The sequence below is a fragment of the Azospirillum sp. B2RO_4 genome (genome assembly GCF_051124815.1).
In the GTDB taxonomy this organism is placed as follows: Bacteria; Pseudomonadota; Alphaproteobacteria; order Azospirillales; family Azospirillaceae; genus Azospirillum.
The window spans coordinates 163,666-184,678 of record NZ_CP118488.1; the positions used below are offsets into that span (position 1 = coordinate 163,666).

A 21,013-nucleotide genomic window follows, 5' to 3' on the forward strand; every position below is an offset into this window, starting at 1 on the left:
AGTCGGGCGGGTTCAGTCCGGCTTGTCGCCGCCGGTGCCGTCGCGGCGGATGAAGCGATCGTATTCGCGGGCGATGGCATCGCCGACGACGCGGTCGAAATCCTCCTCCAGTTCGACCACCAGATCCTTGTAAAGGACCTCGTACTGGTCCCAGTAGCGGGCCTTGCGCGCGGCCGGAACGAGGCTGTCGAGCAGCCGCGTCTCCAGCCGCTGGCTGAGCGCGCCGGGATCGAATTTGGCGACCACCTGCTTCAACGCGGTCTGCAGCGCCGCGGCATAGGCAAGGTGATGGACCTGCACGTCGCTTGCCGCTTCGCGCACCGCATCGCCCATCGGCAGGAAGCCGCGCAGGCGCGGGTTGGCCAGCACCGACACCGCCTCGTCCAGGGTCTCGCACCGCTTCAGCGGGTTCTCGCCGGCGGGGCGGAAGCTGGTCTGCTCCAGATGGAACTCGTCCTTGAAGCGCGACCGGGCCCGCAAGCTGGCATGCAGCGCCCCCAGGCTGGCGCGCAACGCCTCGCCCAGGCTTCGCATCATCGCGGTGGCATCCGGCAGCCCGTCCGGCGGCAGCGGTGCGCCGAACCCCTCGTAGAAGGCGGCGACCGCCGCACCGGCATCGGGGGCTGGGGCCGGGGTCGGGGCCGGCTTCGGCCTTGGTGCCGGAACCGGGATTGCCGCGACCGGACGGGGGGCGAGGTCGGTATCGTCCTCCAGCGGATCCGCGTCCGGCAGCGGGGCCGGCAGCGGGTCCTGTTCCGGCGGGAGAACCGGGGCGGCGGATTTGGACGGCAGGTCCGGCGCAGCCTGATCGGGCAGCGTCTCGTCGATGTTCCAGTCGTCCGGCAGCGGCTGGGCCGCTTTCGGCGGCGGGAAAAACGACGGGTCCGGAATGGCGGGGGCCGCCTGCTGCGGCGCGCCGAAGGGCTCGTCGTCCCAATCGTCGGGGATGCCGCCGCCGGACGACCGTTGCGGCTCGTTAGAGAATGGCGCCGAGACCGGAGCCGGGAAGGAGACGCCGACCGACAACGCCTGGTTCAGCGGATCGGAATGGTCGTCGACGGTGCCGAAATGCCAGTCGTCCGCCCGTTCCCGCGCCGCCGCCCCGCTGCTGGAGGAGGTCCAGGCATCGAACGGCTCGGCTTCCGAACGCAGCGGCCGGTCTTCGAAGGGGCGCGCATTCGGATCGTCGAACAGTTCGTCGAACGGGTCCTGCTCAGCGGCATTCCGGGCCGGGGCATGCCGGGCGGGAGCGTCCCACGCCGGTGCCGGAGCGAACGGGTCGGTCTCCCCGCTTCTGGCGCCAAGCGAGAAGGCCCCGGTGATTTCGGTGAAGCTGGGGGCGCTCAGCGATTCCACCATCGCCTCGATGATGAAGCGGCCGATGCGGATGCGGTCGCCCGACGACAGCACCGCCGACGCATTGCGGCCGATCGGCTCCTCCGATCCGTTGAGGAAGACGCCGTTGGTGCTGGTGTCGGTCACCCGGAAGCCGGACCCGGCCGCTTCGAACACGCAATGCTGGCGCGACAGCAGCAGGTCGGGATCGGGCAGGATCCAGCCGTTCTCCACCCCCCGCCCGACGGTGAGGCTGCCGCCATGCAGCGTCTTCTCGGCATTGCCGCCCAGCGACGCGCGATGGTCCGACACGATCCTCAGCCTCAGCATTCCACCATCTCCTCCGCTGGCAACTCGACCGCTGTGGTCTCCCTTGGTTCGGGCATCAGCGGACGGGGGGGGCGCCGCCGGTCCCCGCGGGCGCACCGAGGGGCACTTCGGCGCGGCGCAGATCGCCGTCCACCAGTTCGAACAGGACCAGCGCCTGGGCGCCCGCGTCCTCCATCATGAACCGGATGCCGGGCCCGAACAATGCGTCGCGCTGGACGGCGTCGCTGATCGGCAGGAAGCTGCGCAGCACCGCCGGATCGTAGAAGCGGAACAGGTAGGCCGCCCCCTTCGCGTCGTTGACGATGGTCAGCTTGCGGAAATGCCGCCGCACCATGTCGATGTCGCCGCCGGCCTGCACCAGGATGCCCCAGCCACGGCCCCAGCCCTCCCCCACCAGCCAGTCGGCGACGGCGCCGCCGCGATCCAGCCGGACCAGATAGGGGGCCACCTCGGCCATCTCGCTCGCGGTCTCGCCCTGGTAGAGGGCGCGCATCTCCGCCTCCTCCTCCCGCGCCAGCAGGCCGGGGTAGAGGCCGGGGTCGCGCGCGGCGTCGACGATCATGTAGAGCGCGCGCCGTTCGCCATCCGGCCCGTCCACAGCCGCGCCCTGCGGCCACAGATGATGCGCGAGCCGGGCGACCACCTCCTGCGGGGTGCGGCGGGGGGATGGGCCTGTCATCGCCTGAATCATGTCCGGTGGGTCGTTTCTGGCATCATTTCTGGCAGATCTCGCAAAACGGCGTGTTGGACGCGGCGGCGTTGCGCATCACCATGGCCTGCGCCGCGGCCTTCGGGCTGTGACTTTGCGCCGCGCGCGGCAGCTTCGCCTTGGGCGGCGCCTTGATCGACCCGCCCTTGTCCTTGTCGGCGGGCGACGGCTTGTCGGGCTTCGCCGGCGCCGCGCTCAGCCCGTTGGCGGCACCACCGCTGTTGATCAGCACCATGGTGCCGTTCATCGAGATGCCGGCGGCGTTCAGCGTGATGAAGCTGCCGCCGACCTTGAGGGTCAGCGAGGCCCCGGCCTCCAGGCACAGGTTGGTCCCGGCATGGACGGCATAGTTGGTGCCGACCTTGTCGTGCAGATCGACGCCGATGCTGCGCGACACGCCGCCGCCGATGGATTCCACATGGTCGCCGTCCACCGTGGCGTGGTGGTTCTTGCCCACCCATTCCCACAGGCCCCCGGCGACGTTCACATGCTGGCCCGAGGCCACCGAGGTGCGGCTGTCATGGCCGATGCGCAGGTCGTAGTCGCGCTGGGCGTGGAGGAAGACCTGCTCCTTGCCCGCCTTGTCCTCGAACCGGATCTCGTTGAAGCCGCGCCCGCCGGGCGAACTGCGCGTCTTGATGCCCGACCGCGTCTTGTGCTCGGGCAGGGCATAGGTCGGCAGCGCATCGGCGTTGTTGACCACGCCGATCACCATCGGCCGGTCGGGATCGCCATCGACGAAATCGACCAGCACCTCCATGCCGACGCGCGGCACCGTCTGCATGCCCCACTGGTGCCCGGCCCAGCTCTGCGCCACCCGGATCCAGCAGCTGCTTTTCTCGTCCGACCGGCCGCGGCGGTCCCAATGGAACTGCACCATGATGCGGCCGAACTTGTCGGTGTAGATCTCCTCCCCCGCCGGCCCGACGACGAAGGCGGTCTGGATGCCGCGCACCGACGGCTTCGGCGTCGACCGTACCGGCCGCACCACCGATTTCGCCGGCAGGGCATAGAAGCTGTTGCCGTAGGAGGCCTTGCGCTTGTCGCCGGGCAGGAAGCCTTCGTTGCAGGCGTCGAACTCCAGTTCGGACACCACGACCGGCTGGTTGTTCTCGGACGCCGTCGGGTGGTCGGTCAGGGCGAAGGTCATGCCGGGATGCAGGGTGCGGCAGGCGCCAACGCCGCGCACCCCCTCCAGCCCGCGCTCCTCGGTCTCCATCCGGCGTCGCGCGAGCGTCGAGCCGGCATCGCGCGTGGCGAAGCGGCCGGGATATTCGAACAGCTCGTATTTGGTGGACACCGGCACCTTGGCGACCGACGCCTCGTCGCTGTCGAGCGGCGTGCGCGGCGCCTGGAAATCATAGTCCTTGGTGGCCCAGCGCCCGGACGCGATGGAATAGACCCGCTCCCACCGCTCGATCTGGTCGGCATATTGGCCGCTGGGATTGAAGCGCAGCGTGGCAGGCGACAGCTTGGCGTAGCCGGCAGCGCTGTCCGACAGGATCAGCTTGTGGCGATAGCGCTCATGCGCGAAGTAATAATAGATACCCTCTTCTTCCAGAAGCCGGCTGACGAAGTCGAAATAGGTCTCGTTGTACTGGACGCAATATTCGCGCGGCTGGTAGCTGCCGGTCAGGCTACGGAACTCGAAGTTGGAAAAGCCGAATTCATGGAAGATCGTCTCGACGATCTTCGGCACCGCCATCGGGCCGCCGCTGCCCAGGCTGTGGAAGATGCGGCAATCGCTGGTGTAGGACAGCAGCGACAGCCAGGGCACCACCTCGATCGTGTAATAGCGCTGGTCGCGCCCAACCGGCACGCCGACGCCGAGCGACCGCGCGATGCCGTTGACGTAATGCCGTTCGCCGTCCAGCTGGCGGAAGCCGATGTTGACGCTGTTGCCGACGATGACGTCCGGCGCCAGCGGTTCGATGGGCCCAAGCGCATCGATGCGGTACAGGAAGGGACAGGACAGAGACTCCCGCCCCTGGACCCGCTCCACCAGCAGCACGTCGGGACCGGCCGGGGTTTCCAGCGACAGCAGGCGGTCATCCTGGACGAACTGCATCACGCGCCCTCCCCGGCCCGGCCGGTCAGGAAATCGGCGAAGCGGGCCGCGGGCGGCAGGCCGGCGCCGGTGAAGCCCTGCTCCGCCACACCCTCGCCGCCCAGCGTCCACCAGCGGGCGCCGGCGGACGATGAGGCGCCGGAGGGTTGCGGCACCGACAGGGCGCCGACCGAGCCGACGAAGGCCTCGACATCCAGCGTGTGGGTCAGGGCGGACAGCGCCAGTTCCTCCGCCGCCTCGAACCATGGGCCGTCGGCTTCGGCGCCGTCGGCGGATTGGCCGGGCGCGAGCAGCGCCACCAGGGTCAGCGGGAAATGCCGCCCGGCCTTGTCGACGCTGGACATCATCACGCCGGCCGCCGCCTGCGGCCCGCACACGCCGGCCTCCAACACGAAACGCCAGATCGGCGCGTTGAGGTAGCGGTCCATCCACCCCTCGCCCAGCGCCGCCCGGCTGGCCTGCAACCCGTCGAGCAGCCATTCGTGCCAGGGGTCGGCAAAGCTCCGCGGCAGACCGCGCAGCAGGAAGTCGCCGCGCGCCGGCAGCTTGCCGAAACAGCCGGCCATCAAAGACTGGCCCATCAAAGACTGTCCGGGCATCGGAAGTCCTTGAGGTCGCGGATCGAGAAGGGATTGACGGCGCTGGTCATGCGCACGTCGAACCCGGCCGACTTGCCGGCGGCGCCGAAGCTCAGCGGGATGCGGTCGGGCACCGCCCCCTTGCGGCCGCGGTTGGCGTCCAGCGTGCGGAACCAGGCCCAGCTGCCGCTGCGCTGGGTCATCTCCGGCGGTTCGGTCGGCTGGCCGGTGAAGGTCACGCGCAGGTCGCCCGCCCCGCCCGGCTTCGGCCATTGCAGCCCCTGCGCCAGCGTGGCGTTGCGGGCGAAGGTCAGGCGCTGGCCGTCGATGTCCAGGTCGACCTGCTCCACCCCCGGGCCGAGATAGGTCGGGCGCAGTTCGAAGCGCAGCGACGGCGCGCGGCCGCCATCGGGGAAGAAGGCGTCGCGGATCGCCGCCGCATGCTGGAAGGACGGCAGCACCGCGGCCGGAATGCCGAGGTCGGCGGCCGACGGCTGCCAGCGCCAGGGCTCCTTCGTCGTGTCGACGAACGGCCGCAGCCGGTTGGTGAAGAAGGCGTCGATCAGCCCGCCGGGCGCGAACATCCGGGCGAAATCGTCCATGCCGACATCGGCCGAGGCGCCCTTCACGAAGGGATAGCGGTTGTCGAGCGCGCGGCGGCACCAGGGCACGACCGTGCTCTGCCATTCGGCGTTGATCTGCGCGCGGGCGCCGCTCAGCGTCCGCGCCGTGCCCTGCTCCACCAGCTCCTCGGTCCAGCGGCGGACCGGCTGCGGGAAATAGCCGACGTCGGTGGCCAGCTTCTGGAACACCTCGCCGCCGCCGTTGGCCGCCAGATCGAACAGCTTCTGCCCGCCGCCGGAGCCGAGCGACAGCCGCGCCAGCACGGCATGCACGGCCTCCAGCTGGCGCAGCAGCTCCTCCAGCCGGGCGTTGCCGCTGTTGCGGGTGAAGTCGTTCAACGGGCGGAAGCGGTCGTCGACCATCTGCGTGACCAGCTTCGCCACGCCGCTGTCGGCCGCCGCCGCGGCCACCGCCGCCACCGCGGGCGAGGCGCCCGCCGGCGCCTCCGGCACGCGCTGCAGCGTCGTCTCGTTCGCCACCGCCGTCAGCAGCTTCTGCAGGGGAGAGCTGCGGCCGGACAGGATGTTGACCTCCTCGGCCAGCGCCTGCGGGTTGGCCGCCGGCACCAGGGTGATGTCGTTCAGCAGCGCGTCCCAGCGGCCGGCATAGTCGCGCAGGTAAAGCGTCAGTGCCGCCGTCTCAAGTTCCGGACCGGCCTCCTCGCCGCGCGGGGGGCCAAGCAGCCAACTGAGATCGCGCACCGAGCGCGCCGCACCGGGCAGGCCCGGCAGCATGACGGAGGTGAAGCCTTGCAGGGTGTAGAAGCCGGGAACGCCGTCGCTGAACCGCGCGCCGGACGAGCGGCGGAACACCCGGTCGCCTTCCGGCCCGGCCTGTTCCGACGGGCGCCAGTCCTGCAGCTTGCGCGCCGCCTCGCCGTCACGCACGGCGGCATAGGCGCGTGCGGCCAGCGGCGTGCGGGCCAGCACCTCGCGCGCCTGCCGGATCAGCTCGGCATCCAGGTTGGCCTTCGGCAGGCCGGCGGGAGCGCCCAACCCGGCGTCGATGTGGCCGAGGATCGCCTTGGTCTCATCCTCGGACGGCGGCGGCGAGACGCGCCGCAGCCAGCCGACGGTCCAGCCCTTCACCTCCTCGCCATTGACAGGACCGGCGCCGCCCAGCGTCAGATAGAGGCGCAGCAGCGCCTCCACCGCCGGGGCGTCATCGGCCATCAGCCGGTCGCGCAGGTCGCGCTGCACACGCACCAGCAGGCGCGGCATCAGCAGCCCGTTGACGGCGCGGCGGTAGAGCGCGTCGCCGGCGTCCTCCAGCTTGTCGCCCTGGTAGAGGCCGAAATCGAGCGCCAGCTTCTGCTTCAGCGCCATCGTGTCATGGCCGGCGGGCAGGGCGCGCAATTCGTTCAGGACCGGCAGGACGCGGCGGATGTCGTCGTCGGCGACGGTGCCGGCGGCTAGCGCCTCCGCCTTTGGCCGATAGGCGTCGACCGCCTGCTGTTCGCGGTCGATCAGCCCGGCATTGCCGAGATAGCTGGCGACCCAGGCGGCGGTCGCGGCGGTGGTGACCAGCCCGAACAGGCTGTAGGCGATGCGCGGGATCCAGATGCGCCGCCGTTCCGCCGCCGGGTCGAAGCCGACCATGTTGGCCTCGCGGAACACCAGATCGTTCAGCAGGCCGCCGAGGAAATAGCTGCGCTGCTGCCCCGCGGCGACCGCGCCGCCGCGGAACGGAGCCGCCGGCAGGCCGAAGCTCTCGGCCAGCCCGCCGATCAGCCGGTCGATCTGCGTGCCTTCCTGGGTGCCGCTGGTGAAATAGATGCCGCGCAGCCGCAGCGCCGGCTCGTAGCGGTTTGCCTTGAAGGCGGCGGATACGAAGTCGAGCAGCGGTTCCTTCAGGGAGGCGAACTGCGAGGGGAAGGCGAAGATGGCGCCGCGGCGCTCCTGCGCATGTTCCTGCTGAATGCGGTCAACGGCGCGGCCGGACAGCCGGCCTGCGATGCCGTCCAATTCGCTGCCCAGCGTCGCCATGCCGGCATCGCCCAGTTCGCTTTCGGCCGCCGGCAGGGTGACGCCGACGATCTGCCGACGCTCGTCGCGGTTCAGGTCGTGGAAGAACTCGTTGAAGCCGGCGATCAGGTCGGCCTTGGTCAGCAGCAGATAGACCGGCGCCTTGACCTTCAGCGTCTCGTACAGCTCGCGCAGGCGGCGGCGGATGGCGGCTGCATGCTGGGCCCGCTCCTCCGGCCCGGCGGCGGCGAGGTCGGGAACCGCCATCGCCACCAGTACGCCGTTGATCGGCTGGCGCGAGCGCGCATCCTTCAGCAGCTTCAGGAAGGCGCCCCAGCCGGTCTGATCGACGGTCTCATGGCTGTCCTGGGTGGTATAGCGCCCGGCGGTGTCGAGGAAAATCGCCTCGTCGGCGAACCACCAATCGCATTGCCGGGTGCCGCCGACGCCCTTCAGCGGCTTGCCGCCGGTCTCGTCGGCGAGCGGAAAGTTCAGGCCGCTCTTCAGCAGCGCCGTGGTCTTGCCGGCGCCCGGCGGGCCGATGATGACGTACCAGGGCGTGCTGTAGAGATAGCCGTCGCCCAGGCCCCGCTGCTTGCGTCCGGCCTTCAGCAGGGCGAGCGATTCGGCGAAGGTCCTGCGCAGGCCGGCCACCTCGTCGGCCTGGTCCACCGCCGCCATGCGCGCCGCGTCGGCGCCGCCGGTCAGCTCCGCCGTCATCCGCTCCTCGGCCTTGGCGTCGCGGCGCTTCAGCAGGATCAGCACAATGGCGAGGATCGGGAAGGGCACGGCTGCGGCGACCGCCAGCCAGGGCATGTCCAGACCGGCGAGCGGCGCCAGCAACGCGATCAGCGCCGCGGCGATCACCGCGCCGACGAGGCCCAACACTGTGCGCGAGAGCAAGATGGCGGTCAGCCGACTCATTCCGATACCCCTGTCCCAATCTTATTCCGGCCGCTGGCACCGCCCCGGGCGGGGCGGCTCCGCTCACTTCTTGAGGATGATGTCGATCCGGCGGTTCGCCGCCCGGCCCTCGGGCGTGTCGTTGGACGCCACCGGCTCGGTATCGGACTTGCCCTCCGCCTTCAGGCGGGACTTGTCGGTGAACAGCGGCTCGAACTCCGCCATCACCGATTCGGCGCGGGCCTTCGACAGGTGCCAGTTGGACGGGAAGCGCAGACGCCCGCCGCCGGTCATCGGCACATTGTCGGTGTGGCCGGTGATCAGCACCGCGCCCGGCTCCTCCGCGACGGCGCGGCCGACGCGCAGGACCGATCCCCGCACCTTGTCGTTCAGGCTGGCGCTGCCGCTGGCGAACAGGTTGGTGCCGCGCATGCGCACGGTGACCGACAGCGCGTCCTCCGTCACCTCGACCAGTCCCTCGGCGATCTCCGGCTCCAGGAACTTGCGCACGCGCTGGACCTGGGTCGTCGGCGGCGGGGGCGGCGGGGCGATCTGCGGCGGGGGCGGCGCTTCCTCCGCCAGCTTGACCGGGGCGGGCGATTCGATCACCACGCCGCCATGCGGCGGCAGCCCGGACAGGCCGGCGAACAGCCGGTCGGACGCGCCGTTCAGCAGGAAGCTCAAGCCCAGGAACAGCAACAGCAGGAACAGCGCGGTGCCGGCGCCCGTCACCCAGACCGGCAGCGAACTGCGCGGCGGCCGGTATTCCACCGCCATCGCCGCCGCGTTCGGACAGAGAATCCGGTCGGCGTAGCCGCGCTGCTTGACCAGGATGTTGTAGACCTCTTCCCGGATGCGGGCATGCTCGGTGTCCTGGCGCCCGCCGACGCGGTAGCGGCCGCGGAAGCCCAGCGACAGGCAGAGATACATCAGCTCCAGCAGATCGCCGTACTTGCCCGGATCCTGGCGGGCGGTGGCAAGCCGGTCAAAGAACTGCTCACCACCGACGACATTCTTGTGGAACATGCTGGTGACGTTCTGGCGCGTCCAGGAACTCTGGGTGCCCCAGGGGGAGTTCAGCACGATGTCGTCGATCAGCGCGCAGAGCACATAGTGCGCCGTCGCCTGGGTCGCGCCGTCCATGCCGGACGACACCACCCATTTCTTGAAGTCGCCGAGCGCGCCGATCACGCGCTGGCGCAGCGATTCGAGGTCCGGCACACCGCCGATGTCGTTCAGCCGCGCCGCCAGAAGCAGCACCGGCGAGGCGGCGGCGGCCAGCGGCGACCGCGCGGCGAAGATGGCCGCCAGCGCCGGGCCGGAAACCCCCACCGACGACGCCCGCGACGCGAAAACCGTCTCCCCGTCTGCCGAGCCGCCGGCCGAACCGTCCGACGCGGCCGGCCGCCGGCCGCCCGGCGTCGGCATCAGGACCGTGCGTTCCGATTCCGGTCCGGGCGTGCCGCCAAACTGATCGCCGCCTTGCATGTCCACCCCAATCCGCGCTCCGTCCCGGAAACGGTCCGGTCCCCCTCTACAACCACTTTGAACGAACCAATCGAGCTTAATCTACCCATTTTTATCGGCCGAATTGGGTATGGCGTGCGTCAATCTGCCATGGCGCCGCACTCCTCACGGCTTTCCTGCCTCCGGCGCCGCCAGCGGGAAGGGATTCAGCTCGTTGCCGCCGGTCTTGAAGATCGCGGACTGGTGCCAGCGCTTCTCGCGCGCCAGTCGCGGCACCGCGCGGTTCACATACTGGCCGAGCGTCAGGTTGTAGACTGCCTCGTCCCCCGGCAGCAGCGCCTTGCCCTTCAGCCCTTCCAGCACCGCGTGGGCGAAGATGCCGTTGCGGCCGTCATAGCTGTCCAGCGCCTCCTCCTGCTCCGACGAGGCGGCCAGCAGGTAGCGCTGCCCCATGTCCTGGTACAGCTTGTCGACGGTGCCGGCGGACACAGCACCGGAATGGCAGGTGTCGAGCATCACCAGAACGTTGCGGGCGGAAATCGCGCTGACCAGCCGGTTCAGCTCCTTCTCCGACAGGCCTTCCCGGCTGATCGCCTCGGCGGTGGCGGCGCTCACGTCCTGGGTGATGAAGTGGTAGAGCTTGACCGACGGATCCTTCGGCGACGGCACGATCACACCGTGGCCGGCAAGGTAGAGGACGACCGTGTCCTCCTCCCGCGCGTTGGCGGCGAGCGCCTCCAGCCCGGCGACCACGGCCTCGCGGCTCGCCTCCTCGTCATAGAGCGTCTTCGACAGCGCCAGCGACTTTTCCCGGTCATAGCCGGCGGGAATCCGGTCGCGCAGCGCGTCGGCGAAGGCGGTGGCATCGGCACGGGCGAAGCGCAGCTGCGACCCCTCCGGCCTATACTTGTCGATGCCGACGACGAAGGTGATCAGCCGCGGCCGGTCAGCCACCACACGCTGCCCCTTGCCGTCGTCCGCCGCGGCATCGGCCACCGGGGCCGGCTTCGGCAGCACGAAATCGACCAGGGCCGAGCGTTCGTAGATCGCATCGGAGCCGTTGTAGGCGCGGATCTGCACCCGGTTGCTGCCGGGATCGAGCCGGATGGTGCTGACCCGCTCCTCCGGCGCCGGGGTCTGGTCCTTGGGCGGAGCCACAAATGATTGCGGAGCCACAGATGATTGCGGAGCGGAGGGCTGGGCCGCAGGTTGGGGGGGCGCCGGCTCCTTGGCGCGGGCGAAGGCGCGCGACTTGTCCTGGCCGCTGACGTTGCGGCCGTTGCGGAACAGATCGACCGTGCCGATTCCGCCGCCGGTGTCGGCCAGACGATAGCGCAGGCGGACGGAACCGATCCCCTCCGGCAACGCGACGGTCAGGCGCGGTTCCTCTGCCGCGACGTCCAGATCGACCCCCTGCGAGCCCGCCGGAGATCCGCTCTGCACCGACGGCTTCGGCGGTGCCGGCGGCGATGGCGCCGGCTCCTTGGCGCGGGCGAAGGCGCGGCTGACCGGCGTCATGTCGAGCGGATGGCAGGTTTCGGCATCCGCCGCGGCGGTCGGAGCGGCCGGCGTCGGGGCCGCGCTTTCCGCCGGCGCGGGTGCCTCGCTGGCGCCGGTGCCAAGCGCCAGTCCGCGGGCGGCGGCGGGCACGGTGCAATAGTCCAGCAGGGTCACCTGCGGCCGGCGCTGGGTCAGCAGGCGGATGTCACCGATGGCGGCAAGCCGCGCCGCGATGTCCGCCTGTCCGGTCTGCTGCAGCTTGGCGCGCACCAGTTCGGGGGCATCGAACACGCGGTAGACCTGCTTGAACTCGATCCACTGGCTGCCCTTTTTCTTCGGGTCGTTCAGGTGGAAGCCGACCAGCGTCTCGCCGCCGCTTTCGGAATGGTCGAAGAAGGCTTCCGGCGTCCACAGCACCCAGCGGCGGCCGTCGCGGTGCGGAAACAGCGCCGCCAGCTCCTCCAGCGGGCGGGCGCCGCCGGACAGCGCGTACCAGCGCAGCGTGCCGTCGCCCAGCGCCGCAACCGCGACGCGGCCGTCGGCCGATGCGACGACTCCCCACACGGCGGCCGGCACCTCGGCGCGAGCAAGCTCCGCCCCGGCCGAATCGAGTAGGCGCAGGCTGAATTCGCTGCCCAGGAGCACGCGGCGCTGCGGACCCAGCACGGTGACGCTGCGCGCCCACTCGCCGCTGTCCAGCATCACCGGCTGGCCGTTGACCTTCGGCGTGCGGCTGTTGCGCCAGTCGGCGACGCCGATCCCCGGCCCTTCGGCGGCCGGACGGTTGAGGCCCGGCAGCGGATCCGGCGCCGGGGTCAGGCTGCGGGCCAGCACATCGAAGCGCATCGGCCGCAGGCCGCCCTGCTCCATGCCGAATTCCAGCACCAGACCGTCGTCGGACAGGCCGAAACGGCCGAGATGGATGTCGCGGTAGTCGGCGACGTCGCCCATGCGGGCGAACTGCAGCCGGCCGGCCGGGTCGATCACGCCCCAACCGGGATCGGCGGCGGCGAAGGCCACCCCACCGCCCGGCAGGGCCAGAAGATAGGTCACGGAATCGCGCGCCGCCGCGACGTCGATGACGGCGCCCTTCCCCGCCTCCGCCCAACGGCGCACCACGTTGCGCGTGCCGTCCTGGGTCGCGGTGCCGGCGGCGACCAGGGTGGTGCCGTCCCAGGCGACGGCGGCGAAGCTGCCCCCGGTGATGCCCGTGGTCTTGGGCGAATAACGCGTCTTCAGGTCGGTGCCGGACAGCACGTCGACCCGCGTCTGGTCGGCATAGCCGACGGCCAGCAGCGATCCGTCATGGGAAAAGGCGACCGAATAGGGCAGCCCCTTACCCGGATTGCGCTTGGCCTTCTGCTTGAAGCCGGCGTCATAGAGCCGGACATTGCCGTCGAAGGAGGCGGTGGCGAGCCGCCCGTCGGGGGCGAAGGCAAGGGCCGAGACCCGCCCTTCGTAACCGGTATCCTCCGCGACCAGTCGGAAGCTGGTGCTGTCCCACACGCGGATGCCGGCGGTGCCGCCGAAGGCCCCGGCGACGAAGCGGCCGTCCGGCGAGATGGCCAGATCGTTCAGCACCTGCGGCTGGCCGGGAAGCCGGGCCTTCAGCCGCTGCCCCTTCACGTCGAACAGGTAGAGGGTAACGCCGTCGCCCCAGCTCGTCCCGGTGTTCCCCGCCGCGACGGCCAGCGAACCGTCGGCGGACAGGGCGACGGCATAGAGCGCCCCCTCGTCCCCCGCCTCCATCGGTACGCGCAGGACGCCCAGCGGCTCGCCGCTGTCGCGGCTCCACAGGCGCAGGGTCTTGTCGTTGGAAACGCTGGCGATCAGCCGGCCCTGCGCATCGGTGGCCAGCCGGTTGACGCGCGCGGTGTGGCCGCCGGTCTCGATCCGCAGGAAGGCCCCGGTCGACGCGTCGCCCGCCAGTGCCACCCCGGCCCCGAGCCATCCCGTCAGGAGCCCCGCCAGCAGCAGGCCGAAAACAGCCCACGAGAAGGCGGCGGCGCGGTGGCCGCATCGAAGTCGCACGTTCTGGCGAGTAGGACAGCCGGCCATCATTCGTTCCGCTTGCACTGGGTCACCGGGAGCGGTCCGGCCATGGGTCCCGTCGATTACGCGGGACATGCGGCCGGACCGCTCCGGTCAGACTACGCCTCAGACCGCGTCGAGGGTGGCTTCCTTCTGGGCGATCTGCTGGATGCTGCTGGTGGTAGCGTTGATGCGCTCCGACGTTTCGAAGGCGGTGTTGGTGCGCTGGACCACTTGCGACGCCGGGGTGCCGCCGGCGGTGGTGGTCTGCTTGGCCTTCTTCTTCTTGCTGGTCTGCGCCTTGACCGCGGTCTTGGTGCGGATCTTCTCGGCAGAGCCGGGCTCGATGTTGTCGGCGGCGATCAGATATTCGTCGCGGCGCTTGACGATGTTCTGGTTGATGCTGCTGGCGATGGCGTAATCCTTGTCCAGCTGGGCGCGGATCAGGGCCATGCGCTGCTCCGCCTCCGGCTTGCCGATGCGCTTGGCCTTGTAGTCGGCCTTGACGCGCGCGATCTCGGCACGGCGGCAGTTCACCAGCTGGTCGAGAGCGACCTGGGTGCGGTTGAGGTTCTGGTTCTCGGCGTCGAGGTCGTTCATCACGCCCAGGATCGCCTGATCGCGGCCCTGCTGCGCCTTGGAATTCCAATAGCCGCCGAGCGTGCCCAGCGCGGCGCCCGCCGCGGCGCCGATCAGCGCGCCCTTCAGGTTGCCGCTGGCCAGCACGCCGGTCAGCGCGCCGACGCCGGCGCCGATGGCGGCGCCCTTCAGCATGTCCTCGGCATAATAGTTGCCGGTCGAGTCGAGGGCGACCCGGTACTGGTAGCAGGCGTCGGTGCCGTCATTCGCGCCGATGCGATCCTGCTGCGTGGTCACGCAGCCGCTGAGCGCCATGGCGACGATGGTGATGGAGACGAGGCTTGCCTTGGCGCGGTTGCTTCGCATGAGCTGATTCCCGTTTGCACTGCCGTTCGCGGCGTCATTCGTTCGGCACCCGAAGTCCCGGCCGGCCGTTCCACCCCCACAGTGGATGCGGCCCCCCTGCCGATCGGGCCCGGCTGCAACGCTGCCACAGCAACAACCGCAAAGGAAGGGATCTTTACCACCAATTCGTGCGGCCTTTTATGCATCGGCATCCGCGTGTAGCCTGTGCTGCACGGCATCGTTGGGGGACTGCAATGTTTCGAGGAAAGCGACGTCCGGGCGGCGGCGCCAGCGCAATTCTGGGCGGCATCGTCATGGTCGCGGCCGCTGCGGGACTTGCGCTCGGGCCTGCGCCGGCGCGGGCGGAAATCGGCGCCCTGGTGATCGGAATCGACCGCTATACGCGGGTCAACCCACTGCAGGGGGCGGTGAACGATGCCCGCGACATCGCCGACGCGCTGAAGGGGCTGGGCGTCCGCAAACTGCGCCTGTTCATCGACGGCGAGGCGGAGCGCAGCCGGATCATCACCGCATGGCGGCAGCTGATCGCCGAGACAGCCCCCGACTCGACGCTGGTGCTGACTTTCGCCGGCCACGGCGCCCAGCAACCGGAGCGTGTGCCCGGCAGCGAGGCCGACGGCATGGACGAGTTCCTGGTGCTGGCCGATTTCGCCCCGCGCGGTCCCGGCACGGCGCAGCGCCTGACCGACGACGAGATCGCCGTGCTGCTTAAGGAGGCGGCGCCGCGCCGGGTGATCTTCATCTCCGATTCGTGCCACTCCGGCACGATGACCCGCGCCTTCGACGACCGCGCCGGCATGCTGGGCACGCGGGCGGCGAAGATCGACGGCGCTCCGGTCGACCATATCGAGGACGACGCCCTTCCCCTGCCCACCCGCGCCGCCCTGCAGGCGGAGGCGGAGGAACAGCCGAACGTCACCTTCTTCGCCGCGGTCGCCGACCATGAGTTGGCGCCGGAAGTGATGATCGACCGCAAGCCGCGTGGCGCGCTCAGCTGGGCCTTCGCCAACGCGCTGCGCGGTCAGGCCGACCGCGACGGCGACGGCATCGTCACCAAGGGAGAGTTGGAGGCCCATATCCGCGGTGCCGTGCGCATGGCGCTGGAGGGGCGGCAGCATCCGCAGGTGCAGCCGCGCGGCCGTGGCGAGATCCCGCTGATCGACCCGGTCGCCGGCCGGCCGAAGCCGCCGTCCCTGCTGCCCGCCGCCGGGCCGATCCCGCTGCGCATCCTGGGCAAGCCGGCGGTGGTGAAAAAGCTGGCGGCGGGCTTCACCGGGATCGAACTCGCCGGGAAGGACGATCCAGCCCTGGTGTGGGACAGCGCGACCGGCGAGGTGGTCAGCTCGATGGGCGACGTGCTGGCCAGCATCCCCGGCGATCCGGCGGCACCGGAAACCCGGCGGCGGGTGCAGGGGGTGGTCGACAAATGGGCGTTGGTGGTGCGGGTAAAGGCGGCGGCGCAGGACCGCTCGCTGACCCTGGCGGTGGAGCCGGGCGACCGCGATTACCGCAAGGGGGAGACGGTCTCGCTCGCCATCGGCGGCAATAGCGGGACCTATTTCACCCTGATCAACCTCGCCGCCGACGGCACGGTCAACTACCTCTACCCGCTGGCGGAGCGCAACGACCCGGCACAGATACCGCGCGGCGGCCCCTACCGGCTGGCGTTGACGGTGGAGCCGCCCTTCGGCGCCGACCATTTCCTTGCCATCGCCTCGCCGAAGCCGATGACGGCGCTGCAGCGCGATCTCGCGGCGCTGGACGGCAAGCCGGCCGCCGCGGAGGTCGCCGCCCTGCTGACCCGTCACCTGACCGGGCAGCCGGTGGAGTTCGGCATCCACGGCGTCTACAGCACCGCACGCTGAGCGGTGCCGGCTGCGGCCTCAGGCCAGCGCCGGCAGTTGCGGGGCGAGCGCCAGATGCAGCTCGTGGCGCCCGTCCGGCTGCGCCGGCCGGTAGCCGAAATCCAGCGCGACCCCGGACAGCTTCAGCCCGTTCGCCTCGGCATGGGCATGGAGACGGGCGAAACCGTCGGCGATCCCCGCCGCCGGGCCATCCTGCACGGTGCGCAGGTAACGGCCGGCGTCGAGGTCGACGCGGATCATGCCGGCGGGGATCTCGCTCGCCTTGGCCGCCATGAAGCCGAGCAGCCGGCGCAGCAAGCCATTCTCCTCCGGCAGCGACACCGCGGCGAAAGCCGCCGTCTCAATGCCCGCGGCGAACACGCGCTCCCACGCCGCGGCGACCTCGGCGGGCAGGTCGTCGCGGCTCGCCTCGACCATGCAGCCGATGACGGTCAGTTCGGGGAAGGTCACGGTTTCGATCATCAGAATCCCTTCGATGGCCCCATGAATGGCGGTTTACAGGTCCGCATCGGCCAGCAGGCGGGCCAGCACCGGGCCGGCTACGGCGGAACCGACCGGCCGGCCGTCCACCGCCACCAGTGGGCGCAGGCCCAGGCTGTTGGTCAGGATGGCCTCGTCGGCGCGGGCGAGGTCGTCGGGGGTGAGCGGCGCCTCCTCCGCGCTATGGCGCTCCAGGATCAGGGCGCGGCGGATCCCGGGAAGGGCGCCGTCGGCGACGGGCGGGGTCAGCAGCCGGCCGCCGATGGACAGGAACAGGGTGGCGACGCTCGATTCCGCCAGCCGGCCGGCGCCGTTCAGCAGCAGCGCCTCGTCGGCGCCGCGTTCCGCCGCCTCCTGCCGGGCCAGGATGGAATCCAGGTAGTTCAGCGACTTCAGCCGCGACAGCGGCGAATGCTCGTTGCGGCGGGTGCAGCCGGCGATGATCGCGGTAACCGGCGCCGTCATGTGGGCGGCCGGCGCCGCCGTCATCAACAAGGTCGGCCGGGCGTCGGCCGGCGGCAGCACGCCGCGCGCGCCGGTGCCGCGCGAGAGCGTCAGGCGCAGGACGCCGTCGGCGACACTGGTGGCCTCGATCAGCGCCGCCATGGCTGCCGTCAGGTCGGCAGAGACATAGGGCAGCGGCAGGCGGAGCAGTTCCGCTCCGGCGCCCAGCCGGTCGAGATGGCGCGGCAGGTGGCGCGGAGCGCCATCCTTGATCCGGATCGTCTCGAACAGCCCGTCGCCGAGCGTGAAGCCGCGGTCGGCCGGGTCGATCCGCGCCTCCGCGGCGGGCATCAGCCGTCCGTTCAGCCAGATTGTCATCGCATTCCCTCCCCTGCCCACTCCACCACCGGATTTCCTGCGGCGCGCAGCTGGGCGCGGGCCTTGACCAGCATCTCCTCATGCTCATCGGCCGGATCGGAATCGGCGACGATGCCGCCGCCGGCCTGGGCAATCACATGATCCCGCGTCACCGACAGGGTGCGGATGACGATGTTGCTGTCCATGGCGCCGTCGAAGCCGATCCAGGCAACCGAACCGCAATAGGCGCCGCGCCGCGCCACCTCCAGCTCGTCGATGATCTGCATGGCGCGGATCTTCGGCGCCCCGGTGATCGATCCGCCGGGACAGGCGGCGCGCAGCAGATCGACCGGCCCCATACCCGGCAGCAGGCGGGAGGTGACGACCGAAACCAGATGATGAACGGTGGCGAAGCTCTCCAGCCCGAACAGCACCGGCACCTTGACGCTTCCGACTTCCGACACGCGCGCCAGATCGTTGCGCAGCAGATCGGTGATCATCAGGTTTTCCGCCCGGTCCTTGATGCTGGCAGACAGCTCCGCCGCCGCCGCCGCGTCGGCGGCCGGGTCGGCCCCTGGATCTGCAGGGCGCGGGCGGGTGCCCTTGATCGGCCGCGTCTCGATGGTCCGGTCGGCGCCCAGCCGGATGAAGCGTTCCGGCGAGGCGCCGGCCAGCCGCAACCTGGGGCCGCAGTTCAGGAAAGCGGCGAAGGGTGCCGGGCTGAGGCGGCGCAGCCGCTCGTACAGCGCATAGGCGTCGGTGTCCGGCCCGGCATCGGCCAGGAATCGCTGGGTGAAGTTGGCCTGATAGATGTCGCCGGCGCGGATATATTCCAGAACCCGCCCGACCCGATCAAGATAGTCGGGACGCGACAGTTCCGACCGCCAGCGCATCGGCTCAGGCCCGGCCGATTGTTCCGGAGGCGGAACGGACAGCCGCGCCGCCATGCGCCGGGCGCGGTCCTCCGCCTCCGGTCGGGCGGCCATCACCCAGGCGCGCCGCTCCTGCCGGTCGAAAGCCGCGACGACATCGTACAGGCCGAAGGCGAAGTCCGGCTGGCCGCCGGGATTGCCATGGCGGGAGCGCAGTCCCTCCAAAGCCGTTCCGGCTTCGTAACCGATAAAGCCCACGGCGCCGCCGGTGAAGGGAACCGGGCCGTCGGAGGGACGCGGATGAGCGGCCAGCGCCCGTTCCAGCGCGTCGAAGGGGTTGCCGCCGACCGGGCGGCCATCGATCAGAGTCTGGCCGCCGATCACTTCGATGGTTTGAAACGGCTCTGCAACGATATAGGAATGCCGCCCGTTCCGTGGATGGGGAGCCGCGCTGTCGAGCAGCATCGCCCAGGGCTCGGCGCTCCAGGGGCGGAACAGGGCGGCGGGATCGCCGCAGGAAATCGGAATCGTCAGCATGGCGGGGGCAGTCGGCCGTCGGCTTACATCAAGATGGTGGCGCCGCCATCGACGACCAAGACGTGACCGTTGACATAGGACGCCGCGGCCGACGCCAGGAACACCGCCGCCCCGGCGATCTCTTCCGGCCGGCCCCAGCGCCCCATCGGCGTGCGGTTGGCGAAATAGGCCCCGCGTTCGGGATCGGAGGCGAGGGCCGCATTCGTTTCGGTTGCGAAAAAGCCGGGAGCGATGGCGTTGCTGGTCAGGCCATGAGGTCCATATTCGGCGGCCAGCGCCCGCACCATGCCGTTCAGACCGGACTTCGCCGCGGCATAGACGCTGTCGTTGGCCCGCGAGATCTGCCCGGCGACCGAGGTGACGGCGATCAGCCGTCCGCTGCCCCGCGGCAGCATCAGCCGCGCCGCCTCCCGCGCCAGGATGAGGCTGGAGGCCAGATCGACGTCGAGAAGGGTGACGATCTCGTCGTCCGTCAGGTCGGCCAGCGGCTTGCGGTTGCGCTGCCCGACATTCTGGACCAGCACGTCGAGGCGTCCATGCTCGCGCTCGATGCGCGCAAAGGCATCTCGCACCGCCGCCCGGTCCGACACGTCGAAGGTCAGCGCCGACGCCGATCCGCCGGCCTCCACGATTTCCTCTACGCGCGCGTCCAGCGTCGTGGCGTCGCGGCCGTTCAGCAGCACATGCGCGCCCGATCCGGCCAGCGCCCGCGCGATCTCCAGCCCCAGCCCGCGGCCCGATCCGGTAACGAGCGCCACCTGTCCGGCAAGCGAGAAGGTCGACAGATAGGGAGGGTTCGTGGCGGTCATGTCTGCCCCCTGACTGTTGCGGCTCCGCCGGCGCCCGGACGCTGCCGGGATGGCGGCGCCGAGATGTAGCAGACACGCGGACACAATGGCACCCCGTACAGGATTGAGCGGGCGCGAATCGGAAGAGGATCTGCTCGGCTCCGCTACGCGGCGTGGCGGATGCGGTTGTATCGACAACAGCCTCTTTTACAGCCAATGATCGAGGCCGCGCCCGCCCGCCCCATCCCATACGCGAAAATAAAAAGACAGGTTGTGGCACGCCGGCTCCCAGTAATCATCAGAGATAATGGTCGAGAAGCCGGTAACTGCTCGTAGAAGGAAACGGAACACTATGACCGCGGCACCACTTCCGTCGTGAACGCACTCTTTCGTATGATGCCCGCCGGAATTGAATTCGAAAACCGCCGCGGCTGTCGGCGTACGGTTCGTCACAGGGAGACAGGGTATGACACGAGCGCGTTCCAACGCGGTGGTCGGGGCCATCAAGGCCGGTGACATCCTGGTCAAGAACTGGCAGGGCATGACCAAGAGCGGGGTCATCATCCGGCTGGGGCAGTTGTTCAGCAAGGGCAAGGCGGAATTCACCCATGCCGGTATTGCCAGCGCCCCGACCAAGATCATTGAGACGAACAGCGCCGGGCTGCAGGAAAACAACCTGCTGACCACAAGGGGCAGTTTGACTTACGACGTGTTCCGCTGCCTCATCCCGGGCATCGGCGAAGGTGCCGCCCAGGTCGCCACGATGATGTTGCACAATTTCACCCAGGGCGGCAGCGCTCAATTGCCGTACGATTCCAAGGGTGCCATCAGGTCGTTGGGCCGCGGGACGTCCAGCCAGTCGTCCGACAGGATCAACAAGCTTCTGGACAAGCTGTTCGCCGGCGGGTCCGAGGGCTTTTTCTGCTCCGGTCATGTCGTCTACTGCTATCTCGTCGCGATGGAGCAGGCCAACATTGCGGTCCAGGGCAGCTTTCCGATCGAAAACATGCAGGCGGTCTTCGGGCTGGAAAGCCGATTCTACAACCCGTCCTTCCTGCACAAGCATCTGAGCGACAACAAGAATTTCAAGTTCATCGGCAAGGTGAAAGGCGGCGTTCTGGTGTAAAGGCTCTGGTCGACGCCCAGCCCATGAAGAAGGCCCCGGACGCGATGCATCCGGGGCCTTTTCACAGTTTGCGCAGGAATTGCCGAGGTT

General features: G+C 69.9%; 14 protein-coding genes. 2 read left to right on the plus strand and 12 right to left on the minus strand.

What is annotated here, in order from left to right; genetic code table 11:
- Positions 1 to 12 precede the first annotated feature (12 nt).
- From tagH to PWS46_RS21660, 8 genes are all read right to left on the minus strand, one after another.
- On the minus strand, positions 13 to 1,665 hold the full coding sequence (tagH, locus tag PWS46_RS21625; RefSeq protein WP_434623409.1) for a type VI secretion system-associated FHA domain protein TagH: 1,653 nt from the start codon (positions 1,663 to 1,665) through the stop codon (positions 13 to 15).
- A gap of 55 nt (positions 1,666 to 1,720) precedes the next feature.
- Positions 1,721 to 2,344: a DUF4123 domain-containing protein gene (locus PWS46_RS21630; RefSeq protein ID WP_434623410.1), complete on the minus strand. Its 624-nt coding sequence runs from the start codon at positions 2,342 to 2,344 to the stop codon at positions 1,721 to 1,723.
- A 34-nt stretch (positions 2,345 to 2,378) separates the two neighbouring features.
- On the minus strand, positions 2,379 to 4,442 hold the full coding sequence (locus PWS46_RS21635) for a type VI secretion system Vgr family protein (RefSeq protein WP_434623528.1): 2,064 nt from the start codon (positions 4,440 to 4,442) through the stop codon (positions 2,379 to 2,381).
- Positions 4,442 to 5,023 carry a type VI secretion system-associated protein TagF gene (tagF, locus tag PWS46_RS21640; RefSeq protein ID WP_434623411.1) on the minus strand — a complete coding sequence of 194 codons (582 nt, stop codon included), beginning with the start codon at positions 5,021 to 5,023 and terminating at the stop codon, positions 4,442 to 4,444. Before tagF ends, PWS46_RS21635 begins: the two co-directional genes overlap by 1 nt.
- On the minus strand, positions 5,023 to 8,532 hold the full coding sequence (gene tssM / locus PWS46_RS21645) for a type VI secretion system membrane subunit TssM (protein ID WP_434623412.1): 3,510 nt from the start codon (positions 8,530 to 8,532) through the stop codon (positions 5,023 to 5,025). The genes tagF and tssM overlap by 1 nt, the downstream gene beginning before the upstream one ends.
- Positions 8,533 to 8,595: 63 nt before the next feature.
- Entirely contained in the window at positions 8,596 to 9,999 is a 1,404-nt protein-coding gene (gene tssL / locus PWS46_RS21650; RefSeq protein ID WP_434623529.1) for a type VI secretion system protein TssL, long form, read from the minus strand.
- 144 nt (positions 10,000 to 10,143) lie between these two features.
- Positions 10,144 to 13,509: a caspase family protein gene (locus tag PWS46_RS21655; RefSeq protein ID WP_434623413.1), complete on the minus strand. Its 3,366-nt coding sequence runs from the start codon at positions 13,507 to 13,509 to the stop codon at positions 10,144 to 10,146.
- A 126-nt stretch (positions 13,510 to 13,635) separates the two neighbouring features.
- Entirely contained in the window at positions 13,636 to 14,454 is an 819-nt protein-coding gene (locus tag PWS46_RS21660; protein WP_434623414.1) for a YMGG-like glycine zipper-containing protein, read from the minus strand.
- 293 nt (positions 14,455 to 14,747) lie between these two features.
- Between PWS46_RS21660 and PWS46_RS21665 the strand changes: the two genes are divergently transcribed.
- The gene (locus PWS46_RS21665; protein WP_434623415.1) at positions 14,748 to 16,319 is read left to right on the plus strand and encodes a caspase family protein; all 1,572 of its coding nucleotides are present in this window, start codon (positions 14,748 to 14,750) and stop codon (positions 16,317 to 16,319) included.
- An 18-nt stretch (positions 16,320 to 16,337) separates the two neighbouring features.
- Here PWS46_RS21665 and PWS46_RS21670 read toward each other — a convergent pair whose 3' ends face one another.
- Genes PWS46_RS21670 through PWS46_RS21685 form a run of 4 tightly spaced genes read right to left on the minus strand, consistent with a single transcriptional unit; the run spans position 16,338 to position 19,818 of the window.
- Positions 16,338 to 16,781, minus strand: coding sequence for a hypothetical protein (locus PWS46_RS21670; protein ID WP_434623416.1), 444 nt, complete (start codon positions 16,779 to 16,781; stop codon positions 16,338 to 16,340).
- A 33-nt stretch (positions 16,782 to 16,814) separates the two neighbouring features.
- A complete protein-coding gene (locus PWS46_RS21675) occupies positions 16,815 to 17,621 on the minus strand; it encodes an aminotransferase class IV (RefSeq protein ID WP_434623417.1) in 807 nt (268 codons plus the stop codon).
- Entirely contained in the window at positions 17,618 to 19,009 is a 1,392-nt protein-coding gene (gene pabB, locus PWS46_RS21680) for an aminodeoxychorismate synthase component I (protein WP_434623418.1), read from the minus strand. Before pabB ends, PWS46_RS21675 begins: the two co-directional genes overlap by 4 nt.
- A gap of 23 nt (positions 19,010 to 19,032) precedes the next feature.
- A complete protein-coding gene (locus tag PWS46_RS21685; protein ID WP_434623419.1) occupies positions 19,033 to 19,818 on the minus strand; it encodes an SDR family oxidoreductase in 786 nt (261 codons plus the stop codon).
- 445 nt (positions 19,819 to 20,263) lie between these two features.
- Here PWS46_RS21685 and PWS46_RS21690 point away from each other — a divergent pair, with 445 nt between their 5' ends.
- The gene (locus PWS46_RS21690) at positions 20,264 to 20,923 is read left to right on the plus strand and encodes a hypothetical protein (RefSeq protein ID WP_434623420.1); all 660 of its coding nucleotides are present in this window, start codon (positions 20,264 to 20,266) and stop codon (positions 20,921 to 20,923) included.
- Positions 20,924 to 21,013: the final 90 nt, after the last annotated feature.

Bases quoted from the DNA above. Each gene is read 5' to 3' on its own strand.
- tagH (WP_434623409.1), bottom strand. From the start codon at position 1,665: ATGCTGAGGCTGAGGATCGTGTCGGACCATCGCGCGTCGCTGGGCGGC.
- PWS46_RS21630 (WP_434623410.1), bottom strand. From the start codon at position 2,344: ATGACAGGCCCATCCCCCCGCCGCACCCCGCAGGAGGTGGTCGCCCGG.
- PWS46_RS21635 (WP_434623528.1), bottom strand. From the start codon at position 4,442: ATGCAGTTCGTCCAGGATGACCGCCTGCTGTCGCTGGAAACCCCGGCC.
- tagF (WP_434623411.1), bottom strand. From the start codon at position 5,023: ATGGGCCAGTCTTTGATGGCCGGCTGTTTCGGCAAGCTGCCGGCGCGC.
- tssM (WP_434623412.1), bottom strand. From the start codon at position 8,532: ATGAGTCGGCTGACCGCCATCTTGCTCTCGCGCACAGTGTTGGGCCTC.
- tssL (WP_434623529.1), bottom strand. From the start codon at position 9,999: ATGCAAGGCGGCGATCAGTTTGGCGGCACGCCCGGACCGGAATCGGAA.
- PWS46_RS21660 (WP_434623414.1), bottom strand. From the start codon at position 14,454: ATGCGAAGCAACCGCGCCAAGGCAAGCCTCGTCTCCATCACCATCGTC.
- PWS46_RS21665 (WP_434623415.1), top strand. From the start codon at position 14,748: ATGGTCGCGGCCGCTGCGGGACTTGCGCTCGGGCCTGCGCCGGCGCGG.
- PWS46_RS21670 (WP_434623416.1), bottom strand. From the start codon at position 16,781: ATGATCGAAACCGTGACCTTCCCCGAACTGACCGTCATCGGCTGCATG.
- PWS46_RS21675 (WP_434623417.1), bottom strand. From the start codon at position 17,621: ATGACAATCTGGCTGAACGGACGGCTGATGCCCGCCGCGGAGGCGCGG.
- pabB (WP_434623418.1), bottom strand. From the start codon at position 19,009: ATGCTGACGATTCCGATTTCCTGCGGCGATCCCGCCGCCCTGTTCCGC.
- PWS46_RS21685 (WP_434623419.1), bottom strand. From the start codon at position 19,818: ATGACCGCCACGAACCCTCCCTATCTGTCGACCTTCTCGCTTGCCGGA.
- PWS46_RS21690 (WP_434623420.1), top strand. From the start codon at position 20,264: ATGACACGAGCGCGTTCCAACGCGGTGGTCGGGGCCATCAAGGCCGGT.